Genomic DNA, 19727 nt, shown 5'->3' with positions numbered 1-19727 from the left:
TTACGTGGGCGGTAGGATTGTACGACCAGCCTCTCTGTCGCGGATACCCCAGGGCTCCATCACCACGGCTTAAAAGTGTCCCCGGAATCGCGGCCCACCCCGTCTACAAACGACAGCGACCTGAGTACGCGTTCCGACTTGTTCAATTGGCAGACGCTCTGCGTCAATTCGGCTCAGTGCTCGCGAGGAAGGGACAGGGTGAAGCAGGCTCCCTGGCCGGGCTCGCCGCCGACGTCCAGCTTGCCGCCGTGCTCCTGGAGGATGCGCGCCGCAATCGCCAGTCCCAGGCCCGTGCCGCCGTCCTTGGTGGTGAAGTAGGGCTCGAAGATGCGGGCCCGGTGCTCCGGTGGAATCCCCGGGCCGCTGTCCTGCACTTCCACTACGGCCTCCCGGTCGGTGGCTCGCACGCGCACGCGCAGGTCTCCGCCTCCCTTGGCCATCGCCTCCTCGGCGTTCTTCACCAGGTTCACCAGCACCTGGGTGAGCTGATCCCTGTCCGCCTTCGCCACCACCCCCGGCTGCATCTCCGAGTGGATCTGGATTCCCGGCGGCGGTGAGGCGTAGAGCGACAGCACGTTCTGCGCGAGCTCGCCCAGGTCCACCGGCTCCAACTGCGGCTTGGGTAGGCGCGCGAAGCGGCTGAACTCGTCGACGATCCGCTTCAGCCGGTCCACTTCTTCCAGGATGACTCCCGCGCTGTCTCGGAAGAGGGCGGGGAAGCGCGCGTCCTGCGCGTCCTGCACCGCCATCAACGTCTCCAGCGACATGCGGATGGGCGTCAGTGGGTTCTTGATCTCATGCGCCAGCCGTCTCGCCACCTCCTGCCACGCGGCCACGCGCTCGCTGGCCACCAGCCGCTCCGTGGTCGAGCGCAGCTCCGTCGTCATGTCGTTGAACGTCTTCACCAGCTCGCCCACCTCGCCCGTCGCCTGCACCTGCACCTGTACGTCCAGCGCGCCTTCTCCCACGCGCCGTGCGCCCGAGGTCAGTGCCTCCACCGGCTGCGTGATGCGCCGGGCCATCAGCAGGCCCAGCAGCACCGCGAAGCTCAAACCCAGTCCCGCCAGCAACAGGAAGGAGCGCAGCACTCCCAACGTGGCCTCGCGCTCGGCCGCGCGGCTGAAGACGAGCCTCACCGTGGCGGCCTCGCCCAGCGGCAGCACCCGTGCCACCGTGGGCGGTGTGACGCTCCCGGCCCTCGCCACCACCTCCTTACCGGACAGCAGCGACACCTCCGCCCCGGTGAGCCGCGCCAGGTGCGCCGCCAACCCCTGGTCCAGCAGCACCCCGCCCACCACCCAGAGCCGCGAATCCCCGTAGTCCACCGGTCTCGCCGTGACGAGCGCGGGTATCTCGCTCAGGCCCTGGTCTCCTCGCACCGATACCTTCACCGGCACCGGCTTGGGGGACTTCTCCCGCGTGGCGGCGAAGAGCACCGGATCCGGGTCTCCACGGCGCGCCGGCAGGTGCCCGGAGGACAGCGTGGTGCCCTTCCGGTCGAAGAGGGACAGCACCGTGAGGCCCCGGCTCTTCATCAGCGCCTGCGCGGTATCCGCGCGGATGGCTCGGGCGGGGGACTCGCGGGCGTCGCGCGCCAGGTCCTCCATGGCGGTGCTCTCCACCAGTTCCTCCACCGCCCGGCGCGCGTTGGCGGCGGCCCGCTCGAGGGCCTCCTGCGCCGAGGCGGTGGCCCCATCCATGCGCGCGTCCAGTCCCTTCGACAGGGTGGCGCGCAGTTGCGTCAGGGTGAAGGGCACCATCACCGCCAGCGGCACCAGCGCCAGCAGGGCGAAGGCGAGCGCCAGCCGTGTCCTCAGTCTCATCTCCGGGCTCCCGGAACACCCGCCGGAGCCGGCTGGAGCCAGGCGCCGTCCAGCAGGGGCAGCCCCTGGGCATCGAAGGTGAGTCCCCCCACCTCCGGCGCCGCGCGCAGTGCCAGCCCCTGCGTGTAGAGGGGCAGCAGCGGCACGGAGGGGGCGAGCGCCAGCGCCCGCTCACGCGCCCTCGTGTCGCGCGCCACCGGGTCCGCCAGGGCGCCGATGCGCGGCAGCTCCACCCCGAGCAGGTCCTTGCGGCCCGCCGCGTCCAGTACCACGGCCAGGGCCGGGCCCGGCACGGGTGGCAGCAGCAGCGAGTGCAGCATCAGCTCGTAGTCTCCCTTCGCCCAGCGGGCGCGCAGCTCGGCTCGCGGCAGGGGCTCCAGCGCCACCGCGTAACCCCGGTCGTGCAGCCTCACCTGGAGGCGCTCGGCCACCGCGCGCTGGTCCTCGCTCGTCGTGTCGTAGAGGAGCGTCACCTTGCGGCCGGCCTGGGGCTGGGGCGGCGCCGAGGGGCGGGGCGCCTGCGCCTGCGGGAGGAGGGCCGGAGGCAGCAGGTTCGGCATGGGCACCGCCGGCCCACGCACGAAGAGGCGCGTGAGGTCCTCCCGGTCGATGGCGCTCTCCACCGCCTGGCGGAAGTCCGGCGGCACGCGTCGGGGCGACCAGGCCAGGTAGGTGGCGTACAGCGCCGCGCCCGAGGGTGTGCCCGCGTCGGGGAGGACGCCGAGCACCACCTGGGCCTCCTGCGTCGACCACAGGCGCGAGAGGCCGCGCTCGTCGGTGCGGGTGAGGCGCAGCCTGTCCACGTACGGCCGGCCCCCGGTCCAGGCGAGCCGCGCTTCCACGGCGTTGGGGCCGGCGGCGGAGAAGGGGCCGAGCGCGGCGGGGACGGTGCGCGGTGGAGCGAGCGCGGGGTGGCACAGCGCGCGCTCCAGGTCCGGCCACGGGAAGGAGAGCGCCAGCTCCAGGGTGTCCCCGGTGGCGGAGAGCTGCCGGCCCTCGCCTCGCAGCGGGAAGAGGAGGGCACGGTAGGGCGAGGCGGCCTCGGGGCCGAGGAGCCGCGTCCAGGCGCGGGTGAGCGCGCTGGCCTGCGCGGGCGAGGGCAGCACGAGGCGCACCACCTGCGACGAGGGGCGCGACACCTCGCGGGCAAGCGCGGGCGAGGCGTGCCCATCCTGCGTCAGATTGCAGGCGGGCCGGGACAGCAGCCCGAGGAGGGTGGCCTCGGTGGGCGTGTCGGCGAGGGCCGGCTCCGGGGGCTCGGCGGGCGCGGTGTAGGCGACGCGCAGCTCGCCTCCGTAGGGGACGCGACCGGCGGCGAGCGACGGCGCGGCGCCGAGCAGGAGGAGGCTGGCGAGGGCGTGGCGGAGCGTCATGGCGCACCCTGGCGGAGGAGGAAGAGCTCGCCGGTGCCGTCCGGCCGGGTGAGGCCCACCACCACCTCGCGGCGCTTGTCCCCGTCCAGGTTGGCCGTCACCACGTGCAGGGCGCGGCCGGAGGGCAGGGCACCCTGCCAGAGGGGCTCATGGGTGGTGGGGTCGCTCCCGTTGGTCCTGAAGACGCGCAGGGTGTCTGGCGAGGGTTGGAGCTCGGGCGAGGTGGTGAGCAGCTCCGGCGTCCCATCCCCGTCCAGGTCCCCGAGCGCGCTGCCAGCGCCGAGTCCGGAGAGCGGCAGGGGCGCCCCCGGAAGCCGCGCGAACAAGGAGGCCGAGCCGTCCGGGTGGATGAGGAGGAGGCGGGAGTTGGCGGCGCTGAAGGTGGTGAAGCGCGCGGGCACGCCGGGCAGCACCGTGCCGCCGAGCCGCACCTCGGGGACGAAGGCCGTCTGTCCCGGGACGAAGCCGCCGCGCGCGTCCGGGCTCAGCTGGGGCGCGTCGAGCCGGGACACGGCGTGCAGCGCACCGCCCTCCAGCGCGAGTACCTCGCCCTGGGCGAAGCGGGTGGAGAAGGCGGCGAGGCGCGGCGGCCCGGAGAGGATGGCCAGCGCACCGAAGGGCTCGCGCGTGGGAGCGGGGCCGGGGGGCAGTGCCTCCAGCGAGCGCTCCGCGACGAGGCGCCCATCCGCGGCGAAGACGAAGACGGAGCGCTCGGTGAGCGCGGCCACCTCGTCCCTGCCATCCCCATCGAGGTCCCCCGCGGCGAGCGCGGCGGGAGGGGAGGGCAGGCGCGCGAGCACGGCGCCCAGCAGGCGCAGGGGGCGCGGCTCCTCGGGGAGCGGCGGCGTCGTGCGCGGAGGCTCCACGGCGGCGAGCGCGAGGGCCGCGGCATCGGCCTCCACGGACTGGGCGATGGCCGCGCCGGGCGAGGGCGCTCGGGTGGCCATGCGGCCGGACCAGAAGTTCACCCAGGTGCCGAACACGTCGCCGTGCGCGCGCAGCTCTCCGCCCTCCACGCCCAGGGTGATGCGCACCAGGGCGCGGGCTCCCTGCTCACGCGCGAGGGACTCGGCGGCCTCGGGAGAGGGGGCCTCCAGCACCACCGGGCCGAGTCGGGCGGAGGCGAGGTGCGAGGCGAGCAGCGTCTCGAAGGCGCGCCGCAGCTCGGGGGCGCCACCGGACAGGTGCAGGGCCACGGGCGGCTCGGGCCGCACGGAGCGCACGTCCGCGGCCACGGCCTGGGCGAGCCGCTCGAGCGCCGGGGCGGCCGGGGTGGAGGGCGCGCCCGGAGCGAGCTGGGGAGGAAGGGGGTTGGCGGCCGGAGCGGGGAGCGCGGCCAGCAGCAGCGCGGCGGCGAGGGCCCGGCTCACAAACCCCCCCGGCTACCTTCCTGGAGGAAGAAGTCGCTGGGGCTGACGTGGCCGGGCGGGGGCGCCTCGGCGGTGGGCTGGGTGCCGTCGAGGAAGGACTCGAGCCGGCCGGGCACGGAGTTGCCCGCGAGCAGGCCGCTGGCGGGATCGATGCGCACCTGCACCACGCCCGGGGGCACCTCGAACTCGCGCGAGGGCAGGCCCTGGTGGGCGGCGCGCATGAACTCCAGCCAGATGGGGAGGGGCGCGCGGCCACCCGTCTCGCTGCTGCCCAGGGGCGAGTGGTCATCGAAGCCCACCCAGGCGCTGGCGACCCAGTCCGCGGTGAAGCCGGAGAACCAGGCGTCGCGGTTCTCGCTGGCGGTGCCCGTCTTGCCGGCGGCGGGCCGGTTGAGCTCCGTCACCGCGCGGGCCGTGCCCTCCTCCACCACGCTGCGCATCAGCGACGTGGTGAGGTAGGCCACCGCCGGGGGCAGCGTCTCCTCGAAGGCCGGCTGGTGCTCCTCCAGCACCTTGCCCTGCGCGTTCGTCACCTTCAGCAGCATGAGGGGCTCGGCGTAGCGGCCGTTGGCCTGGATCGTCGCGTAGGCGTTGGCGGCCTCCAGGATGGAGACCTCGCCGGTGCCCAGGGCCAGGGTGAGGTTCTCCGGGAGCGGCGAGCGGATGCCCGCGCGGCGGGCGAAGTCGATGGCGGCCGCGGGTGTAATCGCCTCGATGAGGCGCACGGAGACGGTGTTCTTGGACTTGGTGAGGGCCTCGCGCAGCGTCATGGGGCCCTCGAAGGTCCGGTCGTAGTTCTGCGGCTTCCACGTCTTGCCGGTGTACGGATCGCGGATGGCCTCGGGGGCGTCGTTCACCGTGCTGATGGGGGTGTAGCGCCCGCTGCCGAGCGCGGCGCCATAGAGGAAGGGCTTGAAGGACGAGCCGGGCTGGCGCCGGGCCTGGGTGGCGCGGTTGAAGGGCGAGAGCTTGAAGTCATAGCCGCCCACCAGCGCCACCACGTTGCGGTTGCGCGGGTCGATGACGACGAGGCCGCCCTGGGCCAGCGGCACCTGATCCAGCGCGGCCTCCAGCACCGCGGGGGCAGGCGTCACGCGCAGCACGCGTACCAGGACGATGTCTCCCACCTTCATCACGTCCGACATCTTCGAGGGGGCGCCCTTGCCCTTCTGGCGCGCCCAGGTGACGGTGGAGAAGGGAATCTCCGCGGTGCGGCCCACCAGGCTCACGCGGGCCTTCTTGCCGGCGTCATCCACCTGGGTGACGTATCCGGCCACGCGCAGGCCCTCCTTGAGGGGCTGCAGCTGCACGTCCAGCGCGAGCTTCTCGTCGGGGGACAGCGTGGCCTCCTCCTCCTCCTCGGCGACGGTGGTCACCACCGGCTCCTCGGCCGGCTTCACGGGCTGCTGCTCGCCGGATTGCACCAGGGTGGAGAGGTCGGCCACGTAGGCGCCCTCCTTCTGACGGCGTCCCGCCTCCTCGATGTGCCGGGTGATGAGGGGCTCGAGGCGCGCGAAGCGCGTGGGATCCAACGTGCCCAGGGCGCCCCGGTAGCCCTGGCGCCGGTCCACCGCCTCCAGCCCGTTGCGCACCGCCAGGTCGGCGATGGCCTGCAGCTTGGGCTGCATGGCGATGTCCACGCGCAGGCCGCCGGTGAGCACGGCCTCCTCACCGTAGCGGGCCACGAGCGTGCGGCGGATGTCCTCGGCGTAGTAGGGGCCCACCTCGGGGGGCGGCCGCGGGGCGAGCACGATGGGCTTCTCCAGCTCCGGCTCCACCTTCTCCTTGGGCAGGATGCCCTGCGCCATCATCTGCCCCAGCACGTAGCGCTGGCGCTGCTTGGCCTTGACGATGTTCTTCTCCGGGTTGATGCGGTTGGGCGACTGCACCGTGCCCGCGAGCACCGCGGCCTCGCCGACGCTCAGGTTCTCCGCGTGCTTGCCGAAGTAGTAGAGCGCGGCCTCCTCGATGCCGCTGCGCCCCTGCCCGAAGTAGGACTGGTTGATGTAGAGGCCGAGGATCTGATCCTTGGTGAGCGTCTGCTCCACGCGCGGGGTGAGGATCCACTCGCGAATCTTGCGCGAGAGGCTGCGCTCGGGAGACAGGAGCATGTTCTTCACCACCTGCTGCGTGATGGTGGAGGCGCCGGACTTGCGGCTGCCGGGGATGAGGTTCTTCACGCCGGCGCGGAACATGCCGATGAAGTCGAGGCCCTCGTGCTTGTAGAAGTCGGCGTCCTCGGCGGCGAGGAAGGCGTTGCGCACGTGGGGCGGCAGCTTCTTGATGTCCACGACGGTGCGGCGCCCCTGGGGCATGAAGAACTCGGCGCACACGGAGCCGTCGGCGCACCGCACCTTGGTGACCTGGGGCAGGGCGTAGGTGCGCAGCGCCTCGGGCGAGGGCAGGTCGCGGCTGAAGTAGAGGTAGGCGCCCACGAGGACGAGCGCGAGCAGCACCAGGCCCACGGCGCCCAGCACGAGCAGCCGCTTCGTCCAGCGCCACAGCCGGGCCCCCAGGCCGGGACGGGCCGGGGGCGAGGGGGGCACCGGAGAGGAGGAGGGGGACGGGGATTCGGGCTGGGAGCTCATCTCGCGGGCCGGGTTCATGGGACGCGGGGACAACAAAGGAGGGACGACGTTAGACCGGCGGGCGAGGAACCGGAATGGGGCTGGTCGCCCGCCCGGTCTCGTGGTTGAGCCGGTCCCGGTTGAGGCGGGCCTTGAGGTCCCTGGGCGACAGGCGCGTGGCGGTGTCGAAGGCCATACGGGCCTCCTCGTAGCGGCCGAGCCGCTCATAGGCCAGACCCAGGTTGTTGTGAACATAGCCTACGTGGGGCAGCAGGTAGGCGGCCTGGGCGAGCGCCTCGGCGGCCAGGGTGTCCTGGCCGGAGTGCAGGTAGGCCAGCCCGAGGTTGTTGAGCGCGTACCCGTGGTACGGGTCGAGGTGCACGGCCTGTTTGAAGCGGGCGATGGCCTCGGTGAGCTGGCCGGCGGACAGGTGGGCGCGGCCGAGGACCTGGTAGGTCTCCGGGTACTCGGGGTCGAGCTCGATGGCGGCCTCGGCGGAGTGGAGGGCGCCCTCGGTGTCACCGAGCTCCAGGAGGAGGCGGGCCTGCTCGACGAGGGGCTCGGGGCCGTCGGGGTAGAGGCGGGAGAGCTCCGCGTACGCGTCGGCGGCGAGCTGCTTCTGGCCGGTGAGGCGGGCGAGGCGGATGAGGGCGTCGAGGGCATTCTCGGCGGCCTCGATGTCGTCGGCGGCGTCGTGAACGGCGCGGCGGGCCTCGGTGAGGGCACCGGAGAGGTCACCCTCCTCGCGAAGCGCGCGGGCCCGGGCGAGGTGGTCCACGGGATAGAGGTGCTGCTCGTGGGGGAGCGCGACCGAGTCCGCGGGCTCGGCGGGAGCGAGGTCCTCGACGGGCACCTCGGGGACCTCGTCCGGCAGGGGGACGTCCTCGATGGTGAGGGGCAGCTCCTGGCGGGAGACGACCTCGCGGGGCTGCTGTGAGGGGAGCGAGGTGGCCGCGAGGTGCGGGGTGGAAGAGGGGCGGAGTCCCTGGGAACGCCGGAACGGGCTCGCATCACAGGCGGTGAGGGAGAGAGCGGCGAAGCAGGCGGAGAGGATGAGGTTCTTCATGGTGACTCCTTGTCGGGAGGAGCCCACTGCGATGCCCGTGCCAGCCTCCCTCTCCCTCTGGGAGAGGGCCGGGGTGAGGGTCTGGGAGGACGGCTCCCCGCTCCCCGGGCGGGCGCGGTGCGGCCCGAGGGCCACACCCGGGGCTCCAGAGAGCCCGTGGGCCGAGGTGCCACAGTGCGCTACAGGACCCAGGGAGATACACACCGGAGGGGAAAAGGAAAAACCGTGGCGGGGGAGGAAGTGACGTGCGACGTTGGGCGGGATGAAGATCGCTGCCTGGAACGTGAACTCGGTGCGTGCCCGCCTGGACAGGCTGGTGGACTGGCTGAAGAGCGCGCAACCGGACGTGGTGTGCCTGCAGGAGCTGAAGTGCACCGAAGCCGACTTCCCGATGGAGGCCGTGCGGGAGGCGGGCTACCACGCCGCGGTGCACGGGCAGAAGACGTACAACGGGGTGGCCATCCTGGCGAAGACGGAGCCGACGGACGTGGTGCGAGGCCTGTCGGACGGGGTGGACGACACGCACTCGCGGCTGATCGCGGCGACGGTGAACGGGGTGCGGGTGCTGAGCGTGTACGCGCCGAACGGGCAGGAGGTGGACTCGGAGCAGTACCAGTACAAGCTGCAGTGGTACGGGCGGCTGCGGCGCTACCTGGACACGCGGCATAAGCCGGGCGAGCCGCTGGTGCTGTGCGGTGACTGGAACGTGGCGCCGGAGAACATCGACGTATGGGACGTGGCGCTGTGGGAGGGGCAGACGCTCTTCACCACGAAGGAGCGCAACGCGCTCAAGGAGCTGTGCGCGTTCGGGCTGACGGACACGTTCCGCAAGCTGCACCCGGACGAGCAGCGGTTCAGCTGGTGGGACTACCGGATGCTGGCGTTCCCGAAGAACAAGGGGCTGCGCATCGACCACATCTTCGCGACGGAGCCGATGGCGAAGCGGCTGGTGGCGGCGGACGTGGATCGCGAGGCGCGCAAGGGCAAGCAGCCCTCGGACCACGCGCCGGTGTGGGCCGAGTTCAAGGACTGAGTGTCCTGGGGTACACGGGCCGTGTGTGTCCCGGGTTGCCGTTCCGGGGGGCCATTCCCACCTCTGCGCTCGCGTGATGCGGGGGAGGATGAGCATGGCCGCCAGGAAGAGTGTTCGCAGCAGTACCCGGAGTTCCCGCTCGTCCGCGAGCAAGTACACGCGCCCCGAGCTGCGTGAGCGGCTCAAGAAGAAGCTCCAGGCCAGCGACAAGGGGGGCAAGCGGGGCGAGTGGAGTGCCCGCAAGTCCCAGTTGCTCGCGCAGGAGTACAAGAAGGCCGGGGGCGGCTACCGAGGCGGCAAGGACGAGAAGCAGAAGTCGCTCGAGTCCTGGACGAAGGAGGAGTGGCAGACGCGCGAGGGAGGCACCCGGGCGCGCCGTGGCCGCACCACCACGCGCTACCTGCCCAAGAAGGCCTGGGCGCGGATGAGCGAGAGCGAGAAGCTCGCCACCGACACGAAGAAGCGCGCGGGCTCGCGCAAGGGCAAGCAGTTCGTGGCCAACACGCCCGCCGCGAGGGTGGCCCGGAAGAAGACCACGGCCGCCAGGAAGACCGCGCGCTCCACATCGAGCCGCCGGGCCCGCGGGAGCCGTTAGCCATCGGACCAGGCCGGGCCGCATGCGCGGACACATGGGGACGGGCAGGAGCCGCGCTTCGGATTAGAGTGGGCGCCCCATGGAAGAGCTCCTGCGGTTCCTCCTCACCGAGTCACCCGCTCCCACGCCGCTAGGGTCCGTCGAGGACTGGTGGGCGCGGCACCTGAGCCTGTCCTCGCGCTTCCCCCTTCCGGTGGACGTGGCGTTCGCCGGGGGCTTCGCGGCGGACCGTTTGGGTTACGCATTCGCCTCGGGCTACCACTCCGCGCTGCGCGCCTTGTTCCCTCAACTGTCGCGCGAGCACCGGTACGCGCTGTGCGTCACCGAGGCTGGAGGCGGACATCCCGCCGCCATGCAGACCCGGCTCACCGGCTCTGGAGCGGGGCCTCTGCGACTGGAGGGGACCAAGGCCTTCGTCACCCTGGGCACCGCGGCGGACGTGCTGCTGGTGGTGGCCACCGAGGGACAGGACGAGCAGGGGCGCAACCGGCTTCGGCTGGTGCGGCTCGACTCGCGCCGGCCGGGAGTGACGCTCACCGAGCTGCCGCCACCGCCCTTCGTTCCGGAAGTACCCCACGCCGAGCTGGTGCTGCACGAGGTGGAGGTGGCACCCGAAGACGTGCTGCCCGGGGATGGCTATGCGCGCTACGTCAAACCGTTCCGCACGGTGGAGGACTGCCACGTGTTCGCGGCGGTACTCGGCTGGCTCCTGCAGGTGGCGCGGCGCTCGGGCTGGGCGGACGAGGTGCGGGAAGAACTGCTCGCCCTGGCGGTGACGATGCGAGGACTCGCGCAATCGGACCCGACCTCACCAGCGGTGCACCTGGCATTGGGCGGGGCGATCGACCTGTGCCGGAGAAGGGTAGAGGAGCTGGGACCGCTCTGGGAGCGAGTGGACGAGCCCACGCTCGAGCGCTGGGAAAGAGACAAGCTGCTGCTCAACATCGCGGGCAAGGTGCGAGCGAAGCGCCGGGAAGCGGCCCGCCAGAAACTGAGCACCCCCGAGTGACATCGTCCCCCACTTCCCCTCTCCCTTCGGGAGAGGGACGGGGTGAGGGTATCGTGGCTCACGGATCCACGGCCGTCCGAGTGCTCCCCAGCCGGGCCAAAGAGCGCATCTGGAGCGGTCCTTATACGCTGTGCAGGAGCCCCACAGAGGGAGAGGACGCGAGATGGAGTTCGACTGCGACTGGCTGATCATCGGCTCGGGATTTGGCGGGAGCGTGAGCGCGCTGCGCCTGACGGAGAAGGGCTACCGGGTGGTGATGCTGGAGAAGGGCCGGCGCCTGCAGGCGAAGGACTTCCCCAAGACGAACTGGGACCTGAAGCGGTGGCTGTGGATGCCGCAGATGGGGTGGCGCGGCCTGTTCAAGATGACGTTCTTCCGCCACGTCACGGTGCTCTCGGGAGTGGGAGTCGGGGGAGGCTCGCTGGTCTACGCGAACACGCTGCCCATCCCGAAGGACGACTTCTTCCAGGCGCGCTCCTGGGGACACCTGGCGGACTGGAAGACGGAGCTGGCGCCGCACTACGCCACGGCGCGGAAGATGCTCGGGGCGGTGGTGAACCCGATGCGCACGCTGCCGGACGAGATCATCCAGCAGGTGGGCAAGGAGATGGGGCGAGAGGACCACCAGCCCACGACGGTGGCCATCTACTTCGGCAAGCCCGGGGAGACGGTGCCGGACCCGTTCTTCGGTGGCGAGGGCCCGGAGCGCACCGGCTGCAACTTCTGTGGCGCCTGCATGACGGGGTGCCGCTTCGGCGCGAAGAACACACTGGACAAGAACTACCTCTACCTCGCGGAGAAGCGGGGCCTCACCATTCACGCGGACACGGAGGTGAGCTGGGTGCGTCCGTTGCCCGAGGGGGGCTACGAGGTGGAGGCGCTGGAGGGCACCTCGCGCTTCTCCCGCCGCAAGCGGCGCTTCACGGCGCGCCAGGTCATCTTCTCGGGTGGAGTGCTGGGCTCGGTGGATCTGCTCCTCAAGCTGAAGGCGCGCCCGGACGGGCTGCCCCGGCTGTCGGACCGGCTCGGTGACGGCGTGCGCACCAACTCCGAGGCACTCATCGGAGTCGTGGCCGGCAAGAGCCAGAGCCAGAACGACCTGTCCCGAGGCATCGCGATCGGCTCCATCCTGCACACGGACGCGCACTCGCACCTGGAGCCGGTGCGCTATGGCGCGGGCTCGGACTTCTTCCGCTCGCTCATGGCGCCCCACGTCGGAGGAGCCACGGCGCTGTCGCGGCTGGCGAAGCTGGCCGGCCTCTTCGTGCGCCATCCCATCAAGCTGGTGCGCTCCTTCTTCATCCGTGATTTCGCGCGGCGGACGATGATCCTCCTCTACATGCGCACGCTGGACGGGCACCTGCGCATGAGGCGTGGGCGAGGGCTCTTCACTGGCGGGCGCAAGGCGCTCACCACGGGCCTGCAGGAAGGCCCCGCTCCCACCGCCAACATCCCCGAGGCCACCGAGCTGGCCCACCGGGTGGCGGAGAAGCTGGACGGCATGGCCATGGCCATGGCCACCGAGACGCTGATGGGCATCCCCACCACGGCGCACATCCTCGGTGGCTGCTGCATGGGGGACTCGCCGCAGACGGGCGTCATCGACTCCCAGCACCGGCTCTACGGCTACGAGGGCCTCTACGTCATCGACGGCTCGGCCATCTCGGCCAACCCGGGCGTCAACCCGTCGCTCACCATCACCGCGCTGGCCGAGCGCGCCATGACCTTCATCCCCGCCCGGCAGCAGGTGGACGACACGACGCGAGCAACGGAGGCGGTCGCGCGGCCCGTCGCGCTCGGGGCGTGAGGTTCACCGGGGTTGCATGGCTGGTGGGGGGACCTCGTGTGATGGAGCATCCACGGAGTTCGTGGACATGGTCGGGTTTCGCATGCTCCCTCTCCCTGCTGGGAGAGGGCGGGGGGTGAGGGTTTTCACCCGCGTGTTCCCCGCCCCCGACTCATATCGCGGCACGTGGGTGTCTCATCGTCGCCCTGTGTACTGGGGTCCCTGGAGCCACACAGTCCAGGCAAAAGACCCTCACCCTAGCCCTCTCCCAGAGGGAGAGGGGACATCCACGGCCCCGCGGATCCTGTCCAATTGACCTCGTGGACACTCCACTATTCCACCCGCACCATCGTCCAGGGCTCATAGAGCACCAGCCCTCGCGGGCCCTTGAGCCCGAACTGGTACCAGAGCTGACCTCCCGAGATGTCCGAGGCATCCCGCCAGTGAGGGCCGACTCCAGAGTAGGGCCCATCGAACGCGTGGTGGTTGGCCTTCTCCTCCGGGCGGAAACGGCAGACCACCTCCCAGCCCTCGGGGAGCGTCCCGTCCACGATGGCCCGGATGCCCACCTGTCCCTCTTCGTCCCGCTCCAGTGCCCCTCGCGGGCGCGGGAGTGAGTTGATGACCTGGCGTCGTCGCTCCGCCTGCTCGTCCAGGTAGGCGAAGAAGTCGTCGAACACCTGGGACAGGTCGATGCCCGCCGTCTGGAAGGCGTCCTGCCACGCCAGCGTGCCGTCGAGATTCTCGGGCGCGTCCTTCCTCCCGAGCGCCGCGAGGACTCGCGCTGGCGCTCCGTCTCCATGCCTCCGCACGAGCACTTCGATGAAGGCCCTCCCCAACGGGTACACTTGGTTCTCGTCCCGCTCGGCCGCGAGCTTCTCCGGCTCGAGCAACTCCTCGGTCTTCACCTCGCGCCGGGCTCGGGCCGCCGCGGCGATCAGCTGGTACTCCTCCTCCGCTCCAGGCGCTCGGAAGAGCCGGTACTCCACATAGGCGGCCAATCCCTCGCTGAGCAGATTCATGCTCGACAGACGCGGGGCGGCCTCGGGTCCGGTGATGCGCTGGGCGAGCACATGCGTCGTCTCGTGTCCGAGCACGGCGAGCGCCTCCTCGGGGCTCGAGAGCCCGGTGAGGTTCATCCTCAGCGTGTTCCAGTACGCGGTGCCCGCGGTGTGTCGTGTGCTCCCGCCGAGATCCGCTCGGATGGGCACCCCCTCCTCCACGCCCAGGAAGGTGCGCACCTGATCGAAGACACCATCCGCCCCGCCCACGAGCGGCTCGGTGCGCTTCCTCTGACTGGCGGGGTAGGTGAACTGGTAGTGCCGGGTCGCCGCCTGCGCGGTGGCGGTGGTGGGGAACCGTACCCGGGGTTTCTCTCCGCCGCTCCTTTCCTCCGGGTCGTCGTCCCTGGCCCAGAAGGCGAAGGTCGCGAGGAACAATCCGATGGTGGCCACGGTGGCCAGCGTCCCCATCCACGAGCCCTGGAGCCGCCGCAGGATGGAGGCGACGAGCCGCTCCCCCATGCCGAGGAACTGCGCCAGCGCCAGGGCGAGCAGCACGCAGGCCACGGAGAGCTGGAGGCCCAGCGCCTTCACGGGCCAGCGCCAATACAGACCCTCGAATCGTGGCTCCGTGAGGCGCAACGGGTTGAGGGCGGACAGCCAGGGCATCCGCTCCTCGAGGAGCGACTGGCTCAACATCAGCACCGCCAGCGCCGTCCAGCAGAGCCGCCGCAGCGGTGCCAGGGCCAGTGCGAGCGCGAGCACCGTGAGCGCCTGTACCACCCGCAGCACCGTGCCCACGGCCATCACATCCAGGTGCAGACCCGGGTCGAGCGAGGTGGCGGAGAGCGCGTGCTGGCCGATCATCCACAGGCTCGTCCCGAGCGGGTACACCAGCACGGTGGCGAGCGCGACGAGCAGCTTCACCCAGAAGAGGCTCCACCGCGAAGTGGGCAGTGCATCCAGGAACTCCAGCGTCCGGTCATCCTGCTCGCGCACGAGCAGGCCACTGCCCAGCGCGAAGGCGAGGATGAACGTCAGCATGGACAGGTTGCCATCCAGCTTGAACTGGACGTCGAAGGTCGCCTCGTAGGGCGAGAGCCCCAGTGCCTCGGTCCACAGGGTCGAGAGCACGTCGAGCGCCAGGAAGAACAGGGCGAGCCAGAGGAACGGCCGCTGATCGCGCAGCTCCTTGGACACGAGCGGGCGGATCATCGGATCTCCTTCCGTTCCGCCAGCAGGCGGATGGGGCACCCGAGCGGCTCGGACTCCACCTGAAGCACGAAGAGCCACCGCTCGCCCTTCACCAGACCGTGCGGTAGCACCGCGGCCTGGCTGGAGCCCACCGCGTCCTGCCGGGAGAGCTCATGGTGGGCCACCTCGTTCTCGAATGGCTCGAGCTCGCTGTAGAGGAGCGCGTATTTCCCGGTGGGCTCCGTCCGGCCCTCCTCCGAGAGCGTGTGCTCCAGCCGGAAGGTCTCCTCCGACTCCCTCACCAGCGTGAGGGACGGCTGCAGCCGGGACAGGTTCCGCACCAGGTCCGCCCGCGCCTCCCGGTCCCGCTGGAGTGCCTCGCGCCAGCGCTTCGACAACTCCTCCTCGGAGGTCTTGCCCAGCTCATGCAGCAGCGCGTCCAGACGTGGCTCCTGCCAGAGCCCCCAGAGGCCCGTTCCCGGCGCTCGAGCCAGGGTGCGTTGCATCAGCGTCCGGAAGGCGGGCTCACCCAACTGTCCACGCAGCGTCAGCACGCCCCGGGTGGCCAACGCCCCCGCCAGACAGGGCCCGAGGCGCTCCCGTGTGCTCAACCAGCTCCGGGCGTCGAAGTCCTCTCGCGAGGCCACCGCGGCCCTCGGCGACAGCCGTGGATCCTCCTCGTCCCGGTTCGCCCACCAGGTGGTGAAGCCATCGAGCAACCACTGGCGCTCCTCTCGCAGCACGGTGCCCTCGCTGGCCCGGATGAGCACCTCGCGGAAGAGGAAGGACTCGAAGGCGCGCAGGTCGAAGCCCGGGTCCGCGAGGTTGGCCCGGACGACCACCCCATCGGCCTTCTCGAGCTTCGCGCGCTGGAACACGTCGGCATCCAGCTCGCGGATGGGCATCACCGCCACGGCCGGAAGCTGTTCGAGCCCGAGGTAGTCACTCAGCGCGGACAGGTCTCCCGCGAGCCGCTCCGCCATCTTCCGCGCCTGCTCTCGCGAGAACCCCACCCCGGGCGCCACCTGGAGGGCCGAGCCCTTCACGCTGGCCTGCTCCGCCGTGTGCAGGGCGAAGGGCTTGCGTTGCTTCTCCTCATCCATCATCGAGATGACCGCGAAGAGCCCGACGAAGACACACGCGATGAACACCTTCTCCCGGTGGCTCATCCGCTGGGAGAGCAGCTCGGCCAGCGTCCCATCCTCGTAGAGGACCAGCGCGAAGCAGAGGGCCACCATCACCACCGTGAGGGCCCAGCACGGACCGAGATGGTTCCAGGGGATGCGGTGGCGCTCGAAGGCGAAGTCCGCGCCGAGCAGCGCGAAGGGCCCCGCCTGGGAGAAATTGAACTCGGTGAGGTGGTCCACCGCGAACAGGGCGATGGTCAGGAAGATGAAGAGGGGCGTGCGGTAGCGGCCGAGCAGCCCGGCGAGCGCGAAGAAGACCCAGCCCAGCAGCACCGGGGTCCCCGCCCGCATCACCAGGACGAGCAGGAAGCGGAGGGAGACGTCCTCGTACGCTCGCGCTCGGCTCCCGAGGACGAGCAGGTTCAATGCGAGCGGGAGCAGCAGCACCGCCGCCCCGAGCACCAGCTTGGTGGCGAGGATCCGCGTGCGCGAGAGCGGAAGTGACTCGAGGAAGAGCTGGGTCCGCTGGCCGTACTCGCGCACCACCAGACGGTGGGCCACGAAGAGGGCTCCCACGGTGGCCAGGAGGATGGAGGACATCCGGAGCAGCTCGAACAGGCTGCCCCTCCTCGAGTAGCGCGCCTCTCCCACCAGGAAGAGGACCAGCAGGGCCCCGAAGAAGAGGTTGAGGAGGAGCCACGAGCCCCGATGCTCGCGCCACTCCTTGCGCAGGAGGGCCCAGGTCATGACTCGTCCGACCGCCGCGCGTAGGCGAGGAAGATGTGCTCGAGCGAGAGGGACTCCACCGCCTCGGGGGCGAAGGCACTGGCCGTCCAGGCCTCCGGTTCGCCGAAGAGCACCCGGGCCTCGCGTCCTTCCGGCAGGAGCTCGCGTCTCACGAGTGAGAGGCCCGGAGGGAGCTGCTCCGGTGGCGCTTCCAGCACCACCCTCCGGACCGACTGGCGCAGCGTGTCGAGGCTCCCCTGATAGCGCAGCCGGCCCTCGTGGAGGATACCGATGCGGTGCGCCACCTCCTCCAGCTCGCCGACGAGGTGGGACGAGAAGAGCGCGGTCTGTCCCTCGCGCCGGACCTGCTCGCGGAGGATGTCGAGGAACTCGCGCCGCGCCACCGGATCCAACCCGGCGGTGGGCTCGTCGAGGATCAACAGCGGCGGGCGGTGCGCCAGGGCGAGCGCCAGCCCCAGCTTCATCCGCGTTCCTCCGGAGAGCTGCGCGGCCTTGCGATCCTCGGGTACGTCCAGCACCCGGAGGAGCCGCCGGAACGCCGCGTCATCCCAGTCCGGGTAGAAGCCGGAGACGAACCGCCCGAGCTCCAGCGCCGTCATCCAGGGATAGAAGACCTGCTCCTGCGACACGTAGCCGAGCCGCTGCTTCTGGGCCGCGCGCACCCGGCGGACGCGCTGGCCCATCAGCTCGATCTCCCCCCGGTCCGGGCGGAGGATGCCCATCAACATGCGCAGCGTGGTCGTCTTCCCCGCGCCGTTGCGGCCGAGGAAGCCGTAGACCTCGCCGCGCCGCAGCTCGAGGTCCACCCCATCCACGGCCTTGAATTGGTCGAACGAACGGGTGAGCCCATGGGTACGGAGGAGGACCTCGGACATGGGGCGGGACTCTATCAGGGCTCGAACCGCTACCCCGTTCCGAGTACCAGGCCGCAGAATGCCTTCCACCATGGAGCCACTCACAGGTGACCAACGGGAGACACTGGAAGCCCTCTACCGGCGCATCGACGAGCGGGTCTCGTCCACCACGGGGAGCCATGCCTGGTGGCCCTGCCGCAAGGGCTGCGATCACTGTTGCCGCCACCTGGCGGCGCCGCTGACCGTCACCCGGTGGGAGTGGACGTACCTCTGGGAGGGCTTCCAGGCCCTGTCACCGGAAGCCCAGGCGGAGATCCGCGCCCGTGTGGCCGAGCTGTCCGGCACGGAGCGTCCCTACACCTGCCCGTTCCTCGACCGCGAGTCCGGGGGTTGCCGGGTGTACGCGCACCGGCCCCTGCTCTGCCGCACGTATGGCTTCTACCTGAGCCGGGGCACGGGCAACTGGTGCCACCTCATCCGCGGGCTGCTCGACCAGCACGGGGACGGAGACATCCTCTGGGGCAACCAGGACTCCCTGGAGGAGACCCTGGCGCGGCTCAGTGGCGGCACCCTCTCTCTCTTCGAGTGGTTCGAGGCCCACCCTACTGCGGGGTGTTGAGCTCCCGGAGCACCTCGCCCGTGTGCTTCGCCTCGCCCGGCACCGTGGCCAGGTCATCCAGGCTGATGAGGCCCACCGGCTTCTTGTACGTGTCGAGCACCACCAGGCGTCTCACCGCCTTCTCCTCCATCAGGTGCTCGGCCTCGGAGAGGGGAGCGTCCGCGTCGCAGGTGATGACGGTATGGGTCATCGCCTCGCGCACGGGCGTGCGGTTCGGGTCCTTGCCCGCCGCCGTCGCGCGCACGGTGATGTCCCGGTCCGTCAGCATCCCCACGAGCTGATCTCCGTCCATGACGGGCAGCGCACCGATGCCGAACGAGCGCATCCGCTCGGCCGCCAGGCGCAACGGTGCATCCGCTTCGATCGTCTCCAGGTCCTTCGTCATCAGCTCGCTGATTCGCATCCGACCTCTCCTCGGGGCCGCACGTGCCCCGTTCGCTCCTCGCTGCTCATGTGCAACGCCCATGCCCCTGCGTGCCGCCCCGGCGTCAGGTCGGCGCTGGCAGCTCGGGCGCGGAGGTCGGGCCCAGCCACGCGAAGTCCGGCATCCGCTCGTGGAGGTACTCCCGCATGCTGGCGAGCAACCCGGCCTCCACCTGTCGCGCCCGCTCGCGGCTGACCCGGAAGTGGTCGCCGATGGTCTTCAGCGTCTCCGGCTCCTCGGCCAGCAACCTGTGCTCCAGGATGTAGCGCTCTCGCTCGTCGCGCACCTCGCGGGCGAAGGCATGGGCCTTCTCCTGGAACCAGCGCGTGAGCTCCCGCTGCCCCAGCTCCTCGTCCACGGTTGGCGCTCCCGAGGGCAACGCCCGCCCCGGAACCGGGCGGCCCTTGTCATCCTCGGCGGTGGCATCGAGCCGGACCTCGTCCTGGCGCAGCCGCTGATCCATCTCGACGACGTCCTGCTCGGTGACGCCCAGCCGCGCGGCGAGCAATCGAGGGGTCGCCTCCTGACCCGAGGCGAGCAGGCGCCCTTCCTCCTCGCGCATCCGGAAGAAGAGTTTGCGCTGCACGTCCGTGGTCCCCAGCTTCACCAGCCGCCAGTTCTCGATGATGGAGCGCAGCAGGTAGGCGCGGATCCACCAGGCGGCATAGGTGCACAGCCGCACGCCGCGCTCGGGTTGGAAGCGCTCCACGGCGAGGACGAGGCCGAGGTTGCCCTCCTGGATGAGGTCCATCAGGAGCAGGGGCGGGCGGTGGTGCTCGCGCGCCAGCTTCACCACCAGCCGCAGGTTCGAGGCCACCAACCGGGCCCGGGCCTTCGTGTCACCGTATTCCCGGAACCGCCGGGCGAGCGCGGTCTCCTCCTCCCGGGACAGGAGGGGATGGCGCCTCACCTCCGCCAGCCAGGTATCGAGCAGCACCCGGTCACCCGGTGTCATCTCTCCCCGGTGGGAGCGGTGAGACCTCGACGACCGCGCGAGTCGGGCAGGGCGGAAGTGGTGGTCCGGCGGCATGCGGGCACCTCCCAGCGAGTCACGGTCGATCTGCGACCGCCGCCGCCGTGATGCAGCAAGCGTGCGAGTTGCTGCTCCTCCGGGAGGTGCCTCTCGTCGTCCGCAAATC

15 protein-coding genes are annotated in these 19727 nt (G+C 70.9%); 5 read left to right on the top strand and 10 right to left on the bottom strand.

Translation table 11 applies throughout. The features are described 5' to 3' along the window. Positions 1–173: 173 nt before the first annotated feature. Genes JRI60_RS36325 through JRI60_RS36305 form a run of 5 tightly spaced genes read right to left on the bottom strand, consistent with a single transcriptional unit; the run spans position 174 to position 8199 of the window. Positions 174–1823 carry a sensor histidine kinase gene (locus tag JRI60_RS36325; RefSeq protein ID WP_204220503.1) on the bottom strand — a complete coding sequence of 550 codons (1650 nt, stop codon included), beginning with the start codon at positions 1821–1823 and terminating at the stop codon, positions 174–176. Beyond that, complete coding sequence (locus JRI60_RS36320) at positions 1820–3196, bottom strand: ABC transporter substrate-binding protein (RefSeq protein ID WP_204220502.1); 1377 nt, start codon at positions 3194–3196, stop codon at positions 1820–1822. The genes JRI60_RS36325 and JRI60_RS36320 overlap by 4 nt, the downstream gene beginning before the upstream one ends. After that, positions 3193–4566 carry an FG-GAP repeat domain-containing protein gene (locus JRI60_RS36315; RefSeq protein WP_239469923.1) on the bottom strand — a complete coding sequence of 458 codons (1374 nt, stop codon included), beginning with the start codon at positions 4564–4566 and terminating at the stop codon, positions 3193–3195. The genes JRI60_RS36320 and JRI60_RS36315 overlap by 4 nt, the downstream gene beginning before the upstream one ends. Further along, positions 4563–7172, bottom strand: coding sequence for a penicillin-binding protein 1A (locus JRI60_RS36310; protein WP_430384337.1), 2610 nt, complete (start codon positions 7170–7172; stop codon positions 4563–4565). Before JRI60_RS36310 ends, JRI60_RS36315 begins: the two co-directional genes overlap by 4 nt. Before the next feature lie 31 nt (positions 7173–7203). Beyond that, complete coding sequence (locus JRI60_RS36305) at positions 7204–8199, bottom strand: tetratricopeptide repeat protein (protein ID WP_204220501.1); 996 nt, start codon at positions 8197–8199, stop codon at positions 7204–7206. A 262-nt stretch (positions 8200–8461) separates the two neighbouring features. Between JRI60_RS36305 and xth the strand changes: the two genes are divergently transcribed. From xth to JRI60_RS36285, 4 genes are all read left to right on the top strand, one after another. Beyond that, on the top strand, positions 8462–9232 hold the full coding sequence (xth, locus tag JRI60_RS36300) for an exodeoxyribonuclease III (protein ID WP_204220500.1): 771 nt from the start codon (positions 8462–8464) through the stop codon (positions 9230–9232). Positions 9233–9326: 94 nt separating this feature from the next. After that, positions 9327–9827 (top strand): hypothetical protein, encoded by a 501-nt coding sequence (locus JRI60_RS36295; RefSeq protein WP_204220499.1) that lies wholly within the window; start codon positions 9327–9329, stop codon positions 9825–9827. 79 nt (positions 9828–9906) lie between these two features. Continuing rightward, positions 9907–10836, top strand: a complete 930-nt coding sequence (locus JRI60_RS36290; protein ID WP_204220498.1) for an acyl-CoA dehydrogenase family protein — start codon at positions 9907–9909, stop codon at positions 10834–10836. A gap of 163 nt (positions 10837–10999) precedes the next feature. Continuing rightward, positions 11000–12643 (top strand): GMC family oxidoreductase, encoded by a 1644-nt coding sequence (locus tag JRI60_RS36285; protein ID WP_204220497.1) that lies wholly within the window; start codon positions 11000–11002, stop codon positions 12641–12643. 311 nt (positions 12644–12954) lie between these two features. Here the strand turns inward: JRI60_RS36285 and JRI60_RS36280 are convergent, their stop codons facing one another. Genes JRI60_RS36280 through JRI60_RS36270 form a run of 3 tightly spaced genes read right to left on the bottom strand, consistent with a single transcriptional unit; the run spans position 12955 to position 17566 of the window. Beyond that, on the bottom strand, positions 12955–14838 hold the full coding sequence (locus tag JRI60_RS36280) for an ABC transporter permease (RefSeq protein WP_204220496.1): 1884 nt from the start codon (positions 14836–14838) through the stop codon (positions 12955–12957). Further along, positions 14835–16691, bottom strand: coding sequence for an ABC transporter permease (locus tag JRI60_RS36275; RefSeq protein ID WP_204220495.1), 1857 nt, complete (start codon positions 16689–16691; stop codon positions 14835–14837). Before JRI60_RS36275 ends, JRI60_RS36280 begins: the two co-directional genes overlap by 4 nt. After that, entirely contained in the window at positions 16688–17566 is an 879-nt protein-coding gene (locus JRI60_RS36270; RefSeq protein WP_204220494.1) for an ABC transporter ATP-binding protein, read from the bottom strand. The genes JRI60_RS36275 and JRI60_RS36270 overlap by 4 nt, the downstream gene beginning before the upstream one ends. Positions 17567–17636: 70 nt before the next feature. On the opposite strand from JRI60_RS36270, the gene JRI60_RS36265 reads away from it, so the two are divergent. Beyond that, positions 17637–18164, top strand: coding sequence for a YkgJ family cysteine cluster protein (locus JRI60_RS36265; RefSeq protein WP_204220493.1), 528 nt, complete (start codon positions 17637–17639; stop codon positions 18162–18164). Here JRI60_RS36265 and JRI60_RS36260 read toward each other — a convergent pair. Both JRI60_RS36260 and JRI60_RS36255 read right to left on the bottom strand, forming a co-directional pair. After that, positions 18148–18567: a CBS domain-containing protein gene (locus JRI60_RS36260; RefSeq protein ID WP_204220492.1), complete on the bottom strand. Its 420-nt coding sequence runs from the start codon at positions 18565–18567 to the stop codon at positions 18148–18150. The two genes, JRI60_RS36265 and JRI60_RS36260, sit on opposite strands and share 17 nt — an antisense overlap. Positions 18568–18652: 85 nt before the next feature. Continuing rightward, positions 18653–19543: a sigma-70 family RNA polymerase sigma factor gene (locus tag JRI60_RS36255; protein ID WP_239469922.1), complete on the bottom strand. Its 891-nt coding sequence runs from the start codon at positions 19541–19543 to the stop codon at positions 18653–18655. Positions 19544–19727 lie beyond the last annotated feature (184 nt).

Origin of the sequence: Archangium violaceum, from assembly GCF_016887565.1 — a bacterium.
GTDB classification, from domain to species: domain Bacteria; phylum Myxococcota; class Myxococcia; order Myxococcales; family Myxococcaceae; genus Archangium; species Archangium violaceum_B.
Note: the sequence above shows the minus strand (reverse complement) of the source record. Positions and strands in the feature narration are given on the sequence as shown.

Bases quoted from the DNA above. Each gene is read 5' to 3' on its own strand.
- JRI60_RS36310 (WP_430384337.1), bottom strand. From the start codon at position 7,172: ATGAACCCGGCCCGCGAGATGAGCTCCCAGCCCGAATCCCCGTCCCCC.
- JRI60_RS36270 (WP_204220494.1), bottom strand. From the start codon at position 17,566: ATGTCCGAGGTCCTCCTCCGTACCCATGGGCTCACCCGTTCGTTCGAC.
- JRI60_RS36305 (WP_204220501.1), bottom strand. From the start codon at position 8,199: ATGAAGAACCTCATCCTCTCCGCCTGCTTCGCCGCTCTCTCCCTCACC.
- JRI60_RS36325 (WP_204220503.1), bottom strand. From the start codon at position 1,823: ATGAGACTGAGGACACGGCTGGCGCTCGCCTTCGCCCTGCTGGCGCTG.
- JRI60_RS36320 (WP_204220502.1), bottom strand. From the start codon at position 3,196: ATGACGCTCCGCCACGCCCTCGCCAGCCTCCTCCTGCTCGGCGCCGCG.
- JRI60_RS36295 (WP_204220499.1), top strand. From the start codon at position 9,327: ATGGCCGCCAGGAAGAGTGTTCGCAGCAGTACCCGGAGTTCCCGCTCG.
- JRI60_RS36260 (WP_204220492.1), bottom strand. From the start codon at position 18,567: ATGCGAATCAGCGAGCTGATGACGAAGGACCTGGAGACGATCGAAGCG.
- xth (WP_204220500.1), top strand. From the start codon at position 8,462: ATGAAGATCGCTGCCTGGAACGTGAACTCGGTGCGTGCCCGCCTGGAC.
- JRI60_RS36275 (WP_204220495.1), bottom strand. From the start codon at position 16,691: ATGACCTGGGCCCTCCTGCGCAAGGAGTGGCGCGAGCATCGGGGCTCG.
- JRI60_RS36280 (WP_204220496.1), bottom strand. From the start codon at position 14,838: ATGATCCGCCCGCTCGTGTCCAAGGAGCTGCGCGATCAGCGGCCGTTC.
- JRI60_RS36255 (WP_239469922.1), bottom strand. From the start codon at position 19,543: ATGACACCGGGTGACCGGGTGCTGCTCGATACCTGGCTGGCGGAGGTG.
- JRI60_RS36265 (WP_204220493.1), top strand. From the start codon at position 17,637: ATGGAGCCACTCACAGGTGACCAACGGGAGACACTGGAAGCCCTCTAC.
- JRI60_RS36290 (WP_204220498.1), top strand. From the start codon at position 9,907: ATGGAAGAGCTCCTGCGGTTCCTCCTCACCGAGTCACCCGCTCCCACG.
- JRI60_RS36285 (WP_204220497.1), top strand. From the start codon at position 11,000: ATGGAGTTCGACTGCGACTGGCTGATCATCGGCTCGGGATTTGGCGGG.